Raw genomic sequence first — 14305 nt, forward strand, 5'->3', positions numbered from 1 at the left:
GTGTGGGGTTTCCCCATGTGAGAGTAGGTCATCGTCAAGCACCTATACCAAAACCCCCGATCGTGAAAACGGTCGGGGGTTTTACTTTGCGCCGCGAAAACAAACTGAGCGTAGGGCAGCCTTTGATCCGAAAGGGCGGCGTCAAGGCGCGCTCTTCCGAGCGCGCCAGATAATCAGTTAATCGCGTCGCTCAGCGCTTTTGCCGGCACATATTTAATGACTTTCTTTGCTGCTATTTGCAAGGCTTGACCCGTTTGAGGATTGCGACCGGTGCGAGCAGGGCGTTCGCTTACTTTGAATTTCCCAATCCCCGGTAGAGTGATTTCGTCACTGTTTTCGAGCGCGTCACTGACAATTTCACTCAGTTGCTCGAGTGCGGCGCGCACGGTGCTTTTTGGGGTATCTATGGCCTCTGCAATATCGCTGATCAGTTGGTCTTTGGTCATCGCCATGGTGTTGCTCCTGGTTTGGGTATTGACCTGAGAGAGGTCGTGCGGTGAGTGTGCCATAACCCTAGTGATGAGGCGTGGTGGGATGGTTTTAGCTTTGTTTCGCGCGGCCAGCGGTAGTCTATGCTGATGCTACTTGGCCATTCTTTTGGAGCATCCAACCATGCTGCGCGCCTTCGCTGACTTAGGGTTTCGTTGGAAGATTGCTCTGCCGATTTTGTTGCTGGCGGTATTGATGATTACTATGGGTTTTCTTGGAATGCGAGGGATTGCCCAGGTTGCAGATTCAAGTACCAAGCTGACTAATCGTTTCTTGCCTGGTATCAGTTTTCTGCTTAATGCTGATCGGGATCTTTACCAAGCTTTTGTTGCTGAGCGCAGCTTACTTGACGAGGGTGTGGGGGCGCATGCGGAGGCTCTAACTGCCGCGCATACAGAGAACCTACAACAAGCTTATGATCGCGTGCATAAATTTGCTGACATGCAGCCCGGCAGTGAAGCAATGCAGTTGGTCACCCAGTTCGATACGGGGTTTGAACGGTGGAAAGCCACTTCGCAAAAGGTTTTGCAGTTGGCTTCTAGTGATCCTCAGGCAGCCAGTCTGTTAAGTTTTGGTGGTAGTGAAGAGCAGTTCGAGCTTATGCGCACAGCCATCGACAAGTTGGGTGAGATGGACGACGCAGCCGCTAATGCTGAAGGGTTGGCAGCTATTAAGCTGGGTGAAGCCTTGAGTTGGCAGCAGGGCGTGATTATTGCGATTGGCTTGGGCGTTTGCTTGGTGTTAGTGGTTGGCTTTCCAATTCTTGTCACTGGGCCTTTGCATAATTTGCTTAATCGTATCGAGCAGATTGCTGATGGTGATGGCGATCTGCGAGTGCGTCTGGACGTATTGTCTAATGATGAATTGGGCAAGCTCAGTCATGCGTTCAACCGGTTTCTCGATAAATTGCAGCCGTTAATCAAAGAGGTCGGGCGGGTTACCGGAGAGGTTGAAAGCTCTGCGCAAAGTCTGGCTGGGATGGCTGCAGCCAATGATAGGTTGATTAGCAGTGAGCATGCAGCAGTCGATCAGGTCAGCACCGCAGCAACAGAGATGAGTTCGGCTGTGCATGAAGTGGCGCGAAATGCGCAAAATGCAGCCGATGCTGCTCGTAGCGCTGAAGCCCAGTCACGAGAAGGCGCGCAAGTCGTGGGCGCTACGATCAACTCGATTCGCCAGTTAGCTCAAGAAGTTGAGAGTGCATCGGCAACCATTCAAACCCTTGAGCAAGAGGCCGCTAACATCGGCGCGGTATTGGCTGTTATCAGGGGCATTGCAGAGCAAACCAATTTGCTCGCACTCAATGCGGCTATTGAGGCGGCGCGTGCCGGCGAGCAGGGGCGCGGCTTTGCGGTTGTGGCTGATGAGGTGCGTGCACTAGCTGCGCGTACTCAGGAGTCGACTAAGGACATCCAAGTAATGATCGAACGCCTGCAGATCGGTGTGCAGAATGCTGTTAAAGCCACCCATTCTGGGAGCAGCAAGGCAAGGCAAAGTGTTGAGCAGGCAGCCGGGGTGGATCAGGCGCTCACTGACACCAGTGACTCGGTGCAGCGCATCAACGATATGACGGCGCAGATCGCAACGGCCTGTGAGGAGCAGAGTAGCGTAACCGAAGAAATCGCGCGCAATATTAGCGACATCCGTGACCTGTCCAATGAGGCGGCGCAAACCTCTGAACAGAGTGCCCAAGCCAGCCAGAAACTATCCGAGTTATCGCATGGTTTGAGTGCGCTGGTGGGGCGGTTTCGTGTCTGATGTGTGTTTCGAAGTGCTAAGTGTTTGAAACGGTTGTAACTTCGACTCAAGCCGGTACAATGGCGCGGCTCGCTTCCTGCGGGCTTCGTTATGGTGACCCTACCGGTCCCCTCGCAACGATCAGCCGTGAACCCGGTCAGGCCTGGAAGGGAGCAGCCGCAGCGGTGACATTGTGTGCCGAGGTGTGGCTGGTGGGGTTGCCTCCAGTTATCTAGCTGATTGATTAATAAAGGTTTTTCACTCTAGGCCATACGGTGGTACAAAGAGTGATACAACCGTTGTCCAGCGTTCCTTCCTACCTTCTACTGTCTCGCTATCCGGTCTACTACTTACGAATTGTGGGCCTGGCGCCATGCGTCCGTTGTTCCCTCAGAGGGAAGTCAGGCGCTCTCTCCGGGCCCGTTATAGGCGCGAAGCGTTGATCCGTGGGGAGGCTGGGTGCAAGTTCAGCAGCCATCCACCGAAGCTTTTCCAAATCTTTAAGCTGTCGGCTGACCGTTTACGGGATGAGCAGGATCGGGCGGAAAAAGACTCGCTGGCTGGGCGATTCAGAACAATAAATTTACTTGGCTGTTGAGTCGCTTGCCCTGCCGACGGGCAGGGCGCTGAGTGGTCTTAGCTTGTATGGTAGTTAAGCACGCTGTCTTGTTCCTTCAGTGCTTTTCGCATGTCCGCCGGGATACTGCCAGAGCGCACGGCAAGTTCTAGGCGGATGTCTTCCAGGCTTTGGGCGAAGGCTTGTGGGTCGATGCGCTGTGCTGTGCTGAGTACGCGACTGTAGGCGGTTGCGTCGCTGGCATCCAGCAGGGAGAGAACAACCCCGCCATCGGGGCGGGGTGAGCTGAATGTGGCGCGCAGTGGGGAAAACAGTTGTTCAACAAGTTCGCGGTTGATGTTATCCATGACCATGCTCCATCCTGAGGGTGATAATTTCAGACCTCTAAGATGCTCGATGGTTCTCGAGCCCCGTGAATCAGGCGGTCAGTGATTGTCGGGCACGCTCGATGACCTGTTCCAGATAAGCTCCGCTGTACTGGCCGGGATACAGGCGCTGACTGTGCTTGGCGATGCCGGCATCGTTGACGATGGTGAAGCTGAAGCTACCTTTACGGGCAGCTAGGATGCGGCAATCAAGCGGTGCAAATGCACTAGAGAGGGTGCGAATAGCATCCTGAATTTGGTGTTGAGTATTCATTTTTTTGGTATTTCCTAAAACAACAGGCGCGTCATTGCGCTAAATAGAGCTCCAGGCTGTCGACTTAAATTGTCGATTGCATGTGCAGATAGGAGCGGGACTGCGCGCACAAGTTCCCATTGAGGTCGCTTTGTGCGGGTCGGTACGTCGGAGGCGGGCTTGAGTCAGCGCTTGCGCGGGACGGCCAGATCAGTCAGCAGGTTGGGATATGGGTTAGAGCTGTGCGGCATTACCCGTGGGTGATGCGCTCTACCTGGAAACCATCGAGGGGGCCAAAAGGCCTGATTGACTTACAGCGTGGTACGAACGGGCGGATGATACCCGCTTGGTTAGTTTTTCGCTAGTTTATTTGCAAGCAATGCTGCCGGGTGGCCATTCGTAGGCTGCGCATTGGATGCAATTTGCCCCATGCTCCGTTAGGATTAGCCCCACTTTTGCTTTCCTCTCGTGACGGGTTTCGATGAGTTATCAGGTTCTTGCACGCAAGTGGCGTCCGCGCTCGTTCAACGAAATGGTTGGCCAGACTCATGTGCTCAAGGCGCTGATCAATGCGCTCGATAGCCAGCGTCTGCACCATGCCTATTTGTTCACGGGCACTCGTGGCGTGGGCAAGACTACGATTGCGCGAATTATTGCCAAATGCCTGAACTGCGAAACTGGCATCAGCTCGACGCCTTGCGGTGTCTGTTCGATTTGCAGAGAGATTGATGAGGGGCGCTTTATCGACCTGATCGAAGTAGATGCTGCCAGCCGAACCAAGGTCGAAGACACCCGCGAGCTGCTCGACAACGTGCAGTACTCGCCGAGCCGTGGACGCTTCAAGGTCTACCTGATCGACGAAGTGCACATGCTTTCCACCAGTTCGTTTAACGCGCTGTTGAAGACCCTGGAAGAGCCACCGCCCCACGTCAAATTCCTCCTGGCGACCACTGATCCGCAGAAGCTGCCGGTCACCGTATTGTCGCGTTGCCTGCAGTTTTCGCTGAAGAACATGCCGCCGGAGCGGGTGGTTGATCACCTCACGCATGTTCTGGCAGCGGAAAATATTCCGTTTGAAAATGACGCGCTCTGGTTGCTCGGCCGCGCGGCCGATGGCTCGATGCGCGATGCCATGAGTTTGACCGATCAGGCGATTGCCTTTGGCGAGGGTAAGGTGCTGGCGGCCGACGTGCGCGCCATGCTCGGTACGCTCGACCATGGGCAAGTGTATGGCGTGCTGCACGCATTGCTGGAGGGGGATGCGCGCGGTTTGATTGACGCGGTGCGGCATCTGGCGGAGCAGGGGCCGGACTGGAATGGTGTGTTGTCCGAGATGCTCAATGTGCTGCACCGGGTGGCCATTGCCCAGGCGTTGCCCGAGGCGGTGGATAACGGCCAGGGTGATCGTGAGCGGGTGCTTGAGTTGGCTCGAGTTCTGCCCAGCGAGGACGTGCAGTTCTATTATCAGATGGGCTTGATAGGGCGGCGCGATCTGCCATTGTCGCCCGATCCGCGCAGCGGCTTCGAGATGGTGTTGTTGCGTATGTTGGCCTTCCGCCCGGCGGATACCCACGATGCGCCGAGGGTGGCGCTAAAGCCGCTAGGGATTAGCCAGGCCACTGCTGATCCTTCGACCAACCCAGTGGCCGGTGCGGCTATCGCTGCACCGGTCAGCGTTCCTGTTGCGACCTCTCCTGCACGGCAGCCGGCTCCTGTTGTAGAGGCGGTCGCTGTCGCGCCTGTGGAGGTGTCCGAGGTTCCTGCTGCCGTCATATTGCAACCGCAGGCAGAACCTAAGATTGCCGAAGTGGTTGCGGCGCAGCCTCTGCCGGTCGAAATTGCACCTGCACCTGCACCTGCACCTGCACCTGCACCTGCACCTGCACCTGCACCTGCCGTCGCTGCTGTTGTTGATCTGCCCTGGGAAGAGCAGGTCCGAGCGCTAGTTGCTGAGGTGACTGAACCTGTCGCGGCTATTGCTCCCGAAGTGATTGCTGAGGCGGCGCAGCCCGCAATACTTGAAGAGCCGCCGGCCGAGTCTGTACCGCTAGCTGATGCTGATGACGACGAGCCGCCATTGGGTGACTACGACTACGTGGAGATGGATGCTGAGTCGTTCGATTATGATTTTGATGCAGTCGAGCGCACCGCATCTGCCGAGCCTGAAGTCTTGCCAGCGGCGCAGCCGGCGACCGGGCTGGCGGCTGACTGGCTGGAGTTGTTCCCGAAGCTTGGCTTGTCCGGTATGACCGGCAGCATCGGGGCTAACTGCACGTTGATCAGCGCTGAGGGCGATAATTGGCTGCTGCACTTGGATCCGGCGCATTCAGCGCTGTTCAACCCAACCCAGCAGCGACGTCTGAATGATGCGCTCAATCAATTTCATGGGCGCGAGCTCAAGGTATTGATCGAGTTATGCAAGCCCGAGCAAGAGACGCCGGCGCAGGCGGCGGCGAGCAAACGAGCCAATCGCCAGCGCGATGCAGAGGCATCCATCAAGCAGGACCCGGTTATTCAACAAATGATTCAGCAGTTCGCCGCAGTTATCCGCGCGGACAGCATTGAACCCCTGGACACTCCCGTTAACCCCTAATTACCGAGGACTTACACCATGATGAAAGGTGGCATGGCCGGCCTGATGAAGCAGGCTCAGCAAATGCAGGAAAAGATGCAGAAGATGCAGGAAGAGCTGGCGAACGCCGAAGTAACCGGTCAATCCGGTGCTGGGCTGGTCAGCGTGGTCATGACTGGGCGTCACGACGTCAAGCGTGTCAGCTTGGACGACAGTCTGATGCAGGAAGACAAGGAAATCCTTGAAGACCTTATCGCAGCAGCGGTAAACGATGCCGTGCGTAAGGTTGAGCAGAACAGCCAGGACAAGATGTCCGGTATGACTGCCGGTATGCAGTTGCCACCAGGCTTCAAAATGCCCTTCTAAGCGGTCATCCGCCGGCGCTGTATTGAAGCGCTGGGAGTCGGTGTGGGTATCCTCAGCCCACGCCGACTGTGCCTTGCTCTGTCAGGGCTCAATAGCCCGATAGGGTTTTGTTGGTAAAAGTTGTAGCCGTCGAGTATTTCTCCAATGAGTTTCAGCCCGCTGATTCGCCACCTGATCGATTCTCTGCGCATTCTTCCCGGCGTTGGACAGAAGACTGCTCAGCGTATGGCATTGCAGATGCTTGAGCGTGATCGCTCCGGCGCCTTACGCCTGGCCCAGGCGCTGACGCAGGCGATGGAAGGGGTTGGCCACTGTAAGCAGTGCCGCAGCCTAAGCGAGGACGAGGTGTGTCAGCTGTGCCTGGATCCGCGACGCGATGACAGCCTTTTGTGCGTGGTCGAAGGGCCTATGGATGTGTATGCGGTCGAGCATACCGGGTTTCGCGGTCGCTACTTTGTGCTCAAGGGGCATTTGTCGCCGCTCGATGGCTTGGGCCCGGAAGCGATTGGCATTCCCGAGTTGTTAGCGCGTATCGCTGCAGGCAGTTTTACCGAGGTGATTCTGGCCACTAACCCGACGGTGGAAGGCGAGGCCACCGCGCATTACATCGCTCAGCTGCTGGCAGGCAAAGGCCTGATTGCCTCGCGCATTGCCCATGGCATGCCGCTGGGCGGTGAGCTGGAGTTAGTTGATGGTGGCACCTTGGCGCACTCGATTGCAGGGCGTCGACCTATCCAGCTCTAGGCTTATAAGTTCAAGCGGCTTGATCGCCCTTGCGCATGGCGTAATCCTCTTCTTGTAAACCAAGCAAGCGCTTGGTAATTTCCCTGAAACCTCAGTGGGAATACCTCATGTCTGCCTTTCAGGAATATTTCGACGAATCCCATCAGTTGGTGCGCGATTCGGTCAGGCGCTTTGTCGAGCGCGAAATTCTGCCGCACATCAATGATTGGGAAGAGGCCGAGGAGTTTCCTCGCGAGCTCTATCTCAAGGCCGGTGCTGCAGGCATTCTTGGCATCGGTTACCCGGCAGCGTTCGGCGGCAGCCATGAGGGTGACGTTTTTGCCAAGGTCGCGGCCAGCGAGGAGTTGATGTGCTCGGGCTCTGGAGGCTTGGTGGCAGGGCTCGGCTCCCTGGATATCGGTTTGCCGCCTGTGGTGAAGTGGGCCACGCCGGAACTGCGCGAGCGCATCGTGCCGCAGGTGCTAACAGGCGAGAAAATCATGGCGCTGGCGGTGACTGAGCCGTCCGGTGGTTCGGATGTGGCCAATCTGAAAACCCGTGCGGTGCGTGATGGCGTTTTTTACCGTGTCAGCGGCAGTAAGACCTTTATTACCAGTGGCGTGCGCGCCGATTACTACACCGTTGCCGTGCGTACTGGGGGCGATGGCTTTGGCGGTGTCAGCTTGTTGCTGGTGGAGAAGGGCACGCCTGGCTTCACCGTGGGGTGCAAACTGAAGAAGATGGGCTGGTGGGCGTCGGATACAGCGGAGTTGTTCTTCGATGATTGCAGGGTGCCGGTAAGCAATCTGATCGGCGCCGAGAACATGGGCTTTGCCTGCATCATGGCGAATTTCCAGAGCGAGCGGTTATCGCTGGCGATCATGGCCAATATGACGGCGCAGCTGGCGCTTGAGGAAGCACTGAAATGGGCCAAGGAGCGCGAAGCGTTCGGTAAGCCTATCGGCAAGTTTCAGGTGCTCAAGCATCGTCTGGCGGAGATGGCGACCCAGCTTGAAGTGTCGCGCGACTTTACCTATCGGCAAGCGGCGAAGATGGCTGCGGGTAAAAGCGTGATCAAGGAAATATCCATGGCCAAAAACTTTGCCACTGATATTGCCGACCGACTGACCTACGATGCGGTGCAGATCATGGGTGGCATGGGCTATATGCGCGAAAGCCTGGTGGAGCGGCTATATCGCGATAACCGCATTCTGTCGATTGGCGGTGGCTCGCGTGAAATCATGAACGAGATCATCAGCAAGCAGATGGGCTTATAGAAAAGGCAGGTTTTACAAGCGCCATATAAAACAAACCCCGCGAGCGCGGGGTTTGTTTTAAAGCAGGACAGGGGCTTAAGCCACCTGTACCTCTTCAGCTTGCATACCTTTCTGACCGCGAGCGGCCACGTAGGTAACAGTCTGGCCTTCTTTCAGGCTTTTGAAACCGTCGCTTTGGATGGCTTTAAAGTGAACGAAGAGGTCATCGCCGCCGTTAGTCGGGGTAATGAAGCCGAAGCCTTTCTCATCGTTGAACCATTTGACGGTGCCAGTTTCGCGATTTGCCATGGTGTGTCTCTTAAATCGATACGAAGTGCGGTGCCAGAGTGCTCATAGCACCTATGCGGTTTTGCTGATAACTACAAGTCAGCTCAGCCATAATAGGCCGTTTTTACGGGAAGTGTTGGGTTTAACGTTAATTATTCATAATTTTCTCTGCTCACAATCCGCCAAGGCCCTATTTGTATGGGCTGCAGGGCGATTAAACATCTGTTAATTGCTGTTGCCGGTCACGGATTCTGGCCAGTTTTGCCTGCTGAGCGGTAATTTGACCCAAGTAGAACGCCCTGTTGCTTTCGAAAAGTGTCGGGGCGTTTTTTCAGTTTGCTTTAACCGTTTTATGCCGAACTGCGCAGGCGGGTCAGGTCGCGCAGCGGTGGAGCCCCGAACAGGCGGCTGTATTCACGACTGAACTGCGACGGGCTTTCATAGCCGACGCGGTAACTGGCTGAAGCCGCCTCCAGCCCTTCGCAGAGCATCAGGCGCCGCGCTTCCTGCAGGCGTAATTGCTTCTGGTATTGCAGTGGGCTGAGAGCGGTGACGGCCTTGAAGCGGTGATGCAGGGTCGAGGTGCTTAGGTTGACTTCGCGGGACAGGTCTTCGATGCGCAGGGGCTGGTCGAAATGCAGGTTCAGCCATTCGATGGCGCGGCTGATGCGCTGGCCTTGGCTGTCAGTGATTGCGATTTCGTGCAGGCGATGGCCCTGCGGACTGTGTAGCAGTCGGTAGAAAATCTCGCGCAGGGCCAGCGGCGCAAGCGTGGCTATATCGCGCGGGGTCTCCAGCAGGCGCAGCAGGCGCGATACCGCGTCGAGCAGTTGAGTGTCCAGGCGATCTAGGTACAGCGCTCGACGTGGGCCGGGGTCGGGCACGCCAATGGGGCCAATGTCGGCGATCAGGCTGGTGATCAGTGCCGGATCAATCTCCAGGCGCAGGCCCAGGAAGGGCTGCTCGGGGGTTGCACCGATCACTTGGCCGGTCACCGGCAGGGTGACGGAGGCCACCAAATAGTTTAGTGGGTCGTAGGTGTACTGCTCATCACCGAGGCGCACATCCTTGCGGCCCTGGGCAATGATGCACAGGCATGGCCGGTACAGCGTTGGTATGGGCAGGCTGGGCTGCGTTGCGCAGACCAGGTCGAGGCCCGCAATTGCGCTGCTATGCAGACCATCCCCCGGACATTGTTGCTGGATCAGGGCAGCCAGTTCAGCTTGGCGCGAGGCTAGGTTGTCATCGAGGGTTGAGATGTTTGCAGGTGATGTCATGGGCCGGGCTCCGGTTGCTGGCTGCAGACTATCTCGGTTTTTCAGGCAAGTCTGCGCTGCATGTAAGACGCTGCAGGATCAGGCAATAATTCGCCAGCAATAGGCAAATGGCCAATTTTTATGGGCTATCAGCATGATGCGGCCCTGGCCATGGATTCTGCTCAATGGTCTATGTCTAATTTGATACTTGCAGTTTTAGGCAATAATTCGCCAGAAATCGTCTAACCCTAAGTGCGTCATCTCGCTGAATCTGTTGCTGTCGCGGCAGCCCTGCCGCTTATCAGCAGAGGATTCGGCCATGTTGAATATTCAAGACAAAGTCATTCTGATCACAGGCGCCAGCAGCGGTATCGGCGAGGCCTGTGCGCGCTTGCTGGCCGAAAAGGGCGCGCGGGTGTTGCTCGGCGCAAGGCGTACCGAGCGCCTGGAGCAGTTGGTCGGCGAGATCCGCGAAGCAGGTGGTAACGCGGATTACCGCCGCCTGGATGTCACCAGCCAGGCCGACACTCAGGCATTTATCGATGCCGCCCTGGCGCAGTACGGCCGCATTGATGTGCTGATCAACAACGCCGGGGTTATGCCGCTGTCGCGCCTGGATGTGCTTAAGGTCGATGAGTGGAACCGCATGATCGACGTGAATATCCGTGGCGTTCTGCATGGCATCGCCGCCGCGCTGCCGGTGATGCAGCGTCAGCGCAGCGGTCAGTTCGTCAATATTGCCTCCATTGGGGCTTACAGCGTGGTGCCGACGGGCGCGGTGTATTGCGCGACCAAGTATGCGGTGCGCGCCATCTCCGAAGGCCTGCGTCAGGAAGTGGGCGGCGATATTCGCGTGACCCTGGTTTCGCCAGGCGTGGTCGAGTCGGAGCTGGCCGAGAGTATTTCCGATGAATCGAGCCGAGAGGCGATGAAGGCGTTCCGCAAGGTCGCCATCACCCCGGATGCGATTGCCCGCGCCATCGCTTATGCAGTCGAGCAGCCAGCAGATGTCGACGTCAGCGAGCTGATCGTGCGGCCGACTGCCAGCCCTTACTGAGGACGTGCCCATGAACAGTAAATGGTTACTGACGCCATTAGTGGTGGTGTTTGTTGCGACAGCTTGTCTTGACGCCCTTGCAACTGAGGACCGTCGCAGGAGTAAAGGTGAGGCAGTAATAGCCGAGCTGAGTGGCGGAGCAGGGCAACCGGTGTTGCAGGTCCTGCATAAGGATTTTCCTTTTCTAGCCAGCGCGACTACCGACTATGCCTTGGGCGAGGTTTGGGGGCGCAGTGAGCTGGATGCGCGTACGCGGCAACTGGCTACGGTGGCCGTGTTCGCCGCCCAGGGCAATTTGCCCCAGATGAAAATCCATGCCGGTTACGCATTGCGCGCCGGGGTGTTGCCAGCCGAACTCAAGGAAATGATTTACCTGACAACGGTCACCTCAGGTTTCCCCCGTGCTCTGGATGCGGCTCAGGCGCTGCGCGAGGTATTGGCCGCGCAGCCGTAACGTACTTTCACTGATAGAGGGAGTAACGAAGATGGTCACCCACACGACAGTGGTGCGCGCCGTTCGTGGGCGCTCTGAGCAATTGGGCCAGTGCCTGCATACATTGCAGGAACCCATGCAGCATATGGTCGGATGTCTGGGCTTTGCGGTAACGCGTGTGCCGGGGGATCCTGCGTCGTGGCAGTTGCAGGGCTGCTGGCAGTCGGATGCAGCCCTGCACGAATTTTTTGTGGCGCCCCGGTTGCAACAGGTATTCGACCAGGCCATCCGCCACTGTCTACTCGCCAGCGTGGAGTGCTAACGCCCGTTCTTGGGTGCCGCTTCGCTCGACTCCGACTACGAGAAGGCGGCCCGCACAAAAACGCCTTGGCGCACTGGCGCCAAGGCGTTTTTTCGGGTTGGACTACTGGAGGTTGGCTTTCAGCGCGGCGGCCGCTTGCTGTATGGCGCTTTGCGTACCAGGGATCTGACTGATCACGTTAAGCAAGCCGAAGTCATGGATCATGCCGTTGTAGCGCACGGAGGTGACGTTGACCCCGGCCGCATCCAGCTTGCGCGCATAGGCTTCGCCTTCATCACGCAGCACGTCGAACTCGGCGGTTTGCACCAGGGCTGACGGCAAGCCTTTCAATTGCTCCACCGATGCCTGCAGCGGCGATGCGTAGATTTCGGCGCGCTGTTTTGGGTCGGTGGTGTAGTTATCCCAAAACCACTGCATCAGGCTCTTGCTGAGGAAGTGACCGCCGGAGAACTGGTTATAGGAGGCGTTGTTGAAGTTGGCGTTGGTGACCGGCCACATCAGCAGCTGGAATTTGATCGCTGGGGTACCTTTGTCTTTGGCCATCAGGCTGACGACTGCAGCCATATTGCCGCCCACACTGTTGCCGGCCACTGCCAGGCGCTTGCCGTCGACACCGATCTGCGCGCCGTTCTGCGCCACCCACTGGGTTGCGGCGTAGGCCTGGTTGATCGCGGTTGGGTACTTGGCTTCGGGTGACGGGGTGTAATCGACATACACCGCCGCCGCGCCAGAGCCCACCACCAAATCATGGATCAGGCGTTCGTGGGTCGGGTAGTCGCCCAGCACCCAGCCGCCACCGTGGAAGAACATAAACACCGGCAGCGTGCTCTGGGCATCGGCCGGGCGCACGACTTTGAGTTGGATCGACTGGCCATCAACCTCAATGGTCTTGTCGACCACCTTGATGCCCGATACATCGACCTTGACCCCGGCCTGCGCGCCGACCAATACGGCGCGGGCCTCTTTCGGGCTCAGCTGTTCGAGGGGCTTGCCACCGCCAGCGGCGAGGGCATTGAGGAAACCTTGAGTAGTGCGCTCCACCCCGGGGCTACCAGCGGCAAATGCGCTGTTGACGGCAAGGGCGAGTACGGCGATCGACAAACCTTGTTTGATGTTCATGTGCAGCCTCCTGGGGCGGGCCGCTGACTGGCAGCGGCCGGGTGGTGAGTGGTTTGGGCTTAGTCGAGCAGCGTCAGGGTGACGTCGATATTGCCGCGGGTAGCGTTGGAGTAAGGGCAAACGATGTGTGCGCGGTCGATCAGGGTCTGCGCTTGCTCGCGGTCCATGCCCGGCAGGCTGATGCGCAGTTCAACTTCGATGCCGAAACCGTTGGGGATCGCGCCGATGCCCACTACACCTTCAATCGAAGCGTCTGCTGGCATCGCCAGCTTGTCGCGGCCAGCGACGAACTTCATTGCGCCGATAAAGCAGGCCGAGTAGCCCGCAGCGAACAGCTGCTCGGGGTTAGTGCCCGCACCGCCGGCACCGCCGAGTTCTTTTGGGGTGGTCAGGGCGACGTCGAGTACGCCGTCGGAGGAAATGGCACGGCCGTCACGGCCGCCGGTGGCTTCTGCATAGGCACGGTAAGCAATGGTTTGAATCGACATGGTGGTAATCCTCAAAAGCTGTTTGGGTTGGTTTGTTTAAGGCGTTGCGGTGTCAGGTGGCGATCAACCTTCGTGGTTGATCAGCCAGCTTGGGTAAAGGCCTTTGCCATCTGCCTGGCTGTCGTCAGCCAAAACCGGGGCGGAAAGAGCGAGCAGGGCGGTGAAGGCGATCAGGGTTTTCATAACGGTTCTCCACGAATCTCAGGGCTGTTGGGTTGGGTGAAGACAACTGCAGGTCTTCGTGGTCTTTTCGCGCTAATGTTTTGTGCGCTAATCAGTTCCATGGAACGAACTCTAGTGTGCATTAATTTAGTGTGCAAGATATATTTTTGAACATTTAGCGATAAGAGCTGCCGTGCTCAGGCATAAGTGAGGATTGGCGGCTATTGCGCGCTGTTTTCGAGGGCGACGGCAGGGCGAAATTGTTGTGCGGAGCGGGGAGGTGACGGGGGAGCGTGATGCGATTTGTGCGGCAAGATCGCTGGGGCGGGCGACAGGTCTGTCGCCCAGGTGCTTACACGGCCTGTTGCAGGCTACTGCGCAGGGCGACCAGCTCAGCCTTGAGAGCGCCGAGTTCCGCAGCGGATTGCTGGGTGGCAGTGAGGATGCAGCCGGGGATGCGCTTGGCTTGTTCGCGCAGGTCGCGGCCTTTGTCGGTGAGGAACAGCTCGACCACGCGCTCGTCGACACTGCTGCGGGTACGCTTGAGCAGGCCTTCGGCTTCCAGGCGTTTGAGCAGCGGGGTAACGGAGCCGGGGTCGGTGAGCAGACGGCTGCTGATGTCACCCACGGTGATGCCATCGCCTTCCCAGAGCACCATCATCGCCAGGTACTGTGGGTAGGTCAGGCCCAGCGCCTGCAGCAGCGGCTTGTAGACCTTGGTCAACAGCAGCGAAGTCGAATACAGGGCAAAGCACAGCTGGTTATCGAGCAGCAGTTCGGCGCAAGGGTCTTGCGTGTTCATAGCGTTCTCCAGCGGTACAGGACAGTTGGCGACAATTTAT

16 protein-coding genes, 1 other RNA gene and 1 pseudogene are annotated in these 14305 nt (G+C 57.6%); 10 read left to right on the forward strand and 8 right to left on the reverse strand.

Annotated elements, in window-relative coordinates; translation table 11 throughout:
- Window positions 1–173: 173 nt before the first annotated feature.
- Window positions 174–452: an HU family DNA-binding protein gene (locus tag AACY25_RS19985; RefSeq protein ID WP_339527024.1), complete on the reverse strand. Its 279-nt coding sequence runs from the start codon at window positions 450–452 to the stop codon at window positions 174–176.
- 160 nt (window positions 453–612) lie between these two features.
- Between AACY25_RS19985 and AACY25_RS21065 the strand changes: the two are divergent.
- The 3 genes and pseudogenes from AACY25_RS21065 to ffs all read left to right on the forward strand — a co-directional run.
- Window positions 613–1389: pseudogene (locus AACY25_RS21065) on the forward strand (MCP four helix bundle domain-containing protein); the annotation flags it as partial.
- A 78-nt stretch (window positions 1390–1467) separates the two neighbouring features.
- A complete protein-coding gene (locus tag AACY25_RS21070; RefSeq protein ID WP_445261893.1) occupies window positions 1468–2247 on the forward strand; it encodes a methyl-accepting chemotaxis protein in 780 nt (259 codons plus the stop codon).
- Between the two features lie 100 nt (window positions 2248–2347).
- Window positions 2348–2444, forward strand: an RNA gene (gene ffs / locus AACY25_RS19995) — signal recognition particle sRNA small type.
- Between the two features lie 418 nt (window positions 2445–2862).
- On the opposite strand, the gene AACY25_RS20000 is transcribed toward ffs, so the two are convergent.
- Both AACY25_RS20000 and AACY25_RS20005 read right to left on the reverse strand, forming a co-directional pair.
- Complete coding sequence (locus tag AACY25_RS20000) at window positions 2863–3150, reverse strand: DUF3509 domain-containing protein (protein WP_339527026.1); 288 nt, start codon at window positions 3148–3150, stop codon at window positions 2863–2865.
- 70 nt (window positions 3151–3220) lie between these two features.
- The gene (locus tag AACY25_RS20005; RefSeq protein ID WP_339527028.1) at window positions 3221–3442 is read right to left on the reverse strand and encodes a hypothetical protein; all 222 of its coding nucleotides are present in this window, start codon (window positions 3440–3442) and stop codon (window positions 3221–3223) included.
- 460 nt (window positions 3443–3902) lie between these two features.
- Between AACY25_RS20005 and dnaX the strand changes: the two genes are divergently transcribed.
- From dnaX to AACY25_RS20025, 4 genes are all read left to right on the forward strand, one after another.
- Window positions 3903–6014 carry a DNA polymerase III subunit gamma/tau gene (gene dnaX / locus AACY25_RS20010; RefSeq protein ID WP_339527030.1) on the forward strand — a complete coding sequence of 704 codons (2112 nt, stop codon included), beginning with the start codon at window positions 3903–3905 and terminating at the stop codon, window positions 6012–6014.
- Window positions 6015–6032: 18 nt separating this feature from the next.
- A complete protein-coding gene (locus tag AACY25_RS20015; protein ID WP_090385942.1) occupies window positions 6033–6359 on the forward strand; it encodes a YbaB/EbfC family nucleoid-associated protein in 327 nt (108 codons plus the stop codon).
- 144 nt (window positions 6360–6503) lie between these two features.
- The gene (gene recR / locus AACY25_RS20020; RefSeq protein WP_289238368.1) at window positions 6504–7103 is read left to right on the forward strand and encodes a recombination mediator RecR; all 600 of its coding nucleotides are present in this window, start codon (window positions 6504–6506) and stop codon (window positions 7101–7103) included.
- Between the two features lie 107 nt (window positions 7104–7210).
- The gene (locus AACY25_RS20025; protein WP_339527034.1) at window positions 7211–8359 is read left to right on the forward strand and encodes an acyl-CoA dehydrogenase family protein; all 1149 of its coding nucleotides are present in this window, start codon (window positions 7211–7213) and stop codon (window positions 8357–8359) included.
- Window positions 8360–8434: 75 nt separating this feature from the next.
- Here the strand turns inward: AACY25_RS20025 and AACY25_RS20030 are convergent, their stop codons facing one another.
- Both AACY25_RS20030 and AACY25_RS20035 read right to left on the reverse strand, forming a co-directional pair.
- Window positions 8435–8647: a cold-shock protein gene (locus tag AACY25_RS20030; protein ID WP_069516724.1), complete on the reverse strand. Its 213-nt coding sequence runs from the start codon at window positions 8645–8647 to the stop codon at window positions 8435–8437.
- A 329-nt stretch (window positions 8648–8976) separates the two neighbouring features.
- Window positions 8977–9903: an AraC family transcriptional regulator gene (locus AACY25_RS20035; RefSeq protein ID WP_339527035.1), complete on the reverse strand. Its 927-nt coding sequence runs from the start codon at window positions 9901–9903 to the stop codon at window positions 8977–8979.
- Between the two features lie 298 nt (window positions 9904–10201).
- Here AACY25_RS20035 and AACY25_RS20040 point away from each other — a divergent pair, with 298 nt between their 5' ends.
- From AACY25_RS20040 to AACY25_RS21075, 3 genes are read left to right on the forward strand one after another with little or no spacing between them, the layout of a single operon-like run.
- Window positions 10202–10939 carry an SDR family oxidoreductase gene (locus AACY25_RS20040; RefSeq protein ID WP_339527037.1) on the forward strand — a complete coding sequence of 246 codons (738 nt, stop codon included), beginning with the start codon at window positions 10202–10204 and terminating at the stop codon, window positions 10937–10939.
- Window positions 10940–10949: 10 nt separating this feature from the next.
- Window positions 10950–11393, forward strand: a complete 444-nt coding sequence (locus AACY25_RS20045) for a carboxymuconolactone decarboxylase family protein (protein ID WP_339527038.1) — start codon at window positions 10950–10952, stop codon at window positions 11391–11393.
- Window positions 11394–11424: 31 nt separating this feature from the next.
- A complete protein-coding gene (locus AACY25_RS21075) occupies window positions 11425–11694 on the forward strand; it encodes a putative quinol monooxygenase (RefSeq protein WP_445262172.1) in 270 nt (89 codons plus the stop codon).
- Between the two features lie 102 nt (window positions 11695–11796).
- On the opposite strand, the gene AACY25_RS20050 is transcribed toward AACY25_RS21075, so the two are convergent.
- From AACY25_RS20050 to AACY25_RS20060, 3 genes are all read right to left on the reverse strand, one after another.
- On the reverse strand, window positions 11797–12813 hold the full coding sequence (locus tag AACY25_RS20050) for an alpha/beta hydrolase (protein ID WP_339527039.1): 1017 nt from the start codon (window positions 12811–12813) through the stop codon (window positions 11797–11799).
- Window positions 12814–12872: 59 nt separating this feature from the next.
- Window positions 12873–13301 (reverse strand): organic hydroperoxide resistance protein, encoded by a 429-nt coding sequence (locus AACY25_RS20055; RefSeq protein ID WP_160014499.1) that lies wholly within the window; start codon window positions 13299–13301, stop codon window positions 12873–12875.
- A 514-nt stretch (window positions 13302–13815) separates the two neighbouring features.
- Window positions 13816–14265: a MarR family winged helix-turn-helix transcriptional regulator gene (locus AACY25_RS20060; RefSeq protein WP_339527041.1), complete on the reverse strand. Its 450-nt coding sequence runs from the start codon at window positions 14263–14265 to the stop codon at window positions 13816–13818.
- Window positions 14266–14305 lie beyond the last annotated feature (40 nt).

It is taken from the genome of Pseudomonas sp. EA_35y_Pfl2_R111 (assembly GCF_963970955.1).
In the GTDB taxonomy this organism is placed as follows: Bacteria; Pseudomonadota; Gammaproteobacteria; order Pseudomonadales; family Pseudomonadaceae; genus Aquipseudomonas.

Bases quoted from the DNA above. Each gene is read 5' to 3' on its own strand.
- AACY25_RS19985 (WP_339527024.1), bottom strand. From the start codon at position 452: ATGGCGATGACCAAAGACCAACTGATCAGCGATATTGCAGAGGCCATA.
- AACY25_RS20000 (WP_339527026.1), bottom strand. From the start codon at position 3,150: ATGGATAACATCAACCGCGAACTTGTTGAACAACTGTTTTCCCCACTG.
- AACY25_RS21070 (WP_445261893.1), top strand. From the start codon at position 1,468: ATGGCTGCAGCCAATGATAGGTTGATTAGCAGTGAGCATGCAGCAGTC.
- AACY25_RS20055 (WP_160014499.1), bottom strand. From the start codon at position 13,301: ATGTCGATTCAAACCATTGCTTACCGTGCCTATGCAGAAGCCACCGGC.
- recR (WP_289238368.1), top strand. From the start codon at position 6,504: ATGAGTTTCAGCCCGCTGATTCGCCACCTGATCGATTCTCTGCGCATT.
- AACY25_RS21075 (WP_445262172.1), top strand. From the start codon at position 11,425: ATGGTCACCCACACGACAGTGGTGCGCGCCGTTCGTGGGCGCTCTGAG.
- AACY25_RS20060 (WP_339527041.1), bottom strand. From the start codon at position 14,265: ATGAACACGCAAGACCCTTGCGCCGAACTGCTGCTCGATAACCAGCTG.
- AACY25_RS20045 (WP_339527038.1), top strand. From the start codon at position 10,950: ATGAACAGTAAATGGTTACTGACGCCATTAGTGGTGGTGTTTGTTGCG.
- AACY25_RS20050 (WP_339527039.1), bottom strand. From the start codon at position 12,813: ATGAACATCAAACAAGGTTTGTCGATCGCCGTACTCGCCCTTGCCGTC.
- AACY25_RS20035 (WP_339527035.1), bottom strand. From the start codon at position 9,903: ATGACATCACCTGCAAACATCTCAACCCTCGATGACAACCTAGCCTCG.
- AACY25_RS20025 (WP_339527034.1), top strand. From the start codon at position 7,211: ATGTCTGCCTTTCAGGAATATTTCGACGAATCCCATCAGTTGGTGCGC.
- dnaX (WP_339527030.1), top strand. From the start codon at position 3,903: ATGAGTTATCAGGTTCTTGCACGCAAGTGGCGTCCGCGCTCGTTCAAC.
- AACY25_RS20005 (WP_339527028.1), bottom strand. From the start codon at position 3,442: ATGAATACTCAACACCAAATTCAGGATGCTATTCGCACCCTCTCTAGT.
- AACY25_RS20030 (WP_069516724.1), bottom strand. From the start codon at position 8,647: ATGGCAAATCGCGAAACTGGCACCGTCAAATGGTTCAACGATGAGAAA.
- AACY25_RS20040 (WP_339527037.1), top strand. From the start codon at position 10,202: ATGTTGAATATTCAAGACAAAGTCATTCTGATCACAGGCGCCAGCAGC.
- AACY25_RS20015 (WP_090385942.1), top strand. From the start codon at position 6,033: ATGATGAAAGGTGGCATGGCCGGCCTGATGAAGCAGGCTCAGCAAATG.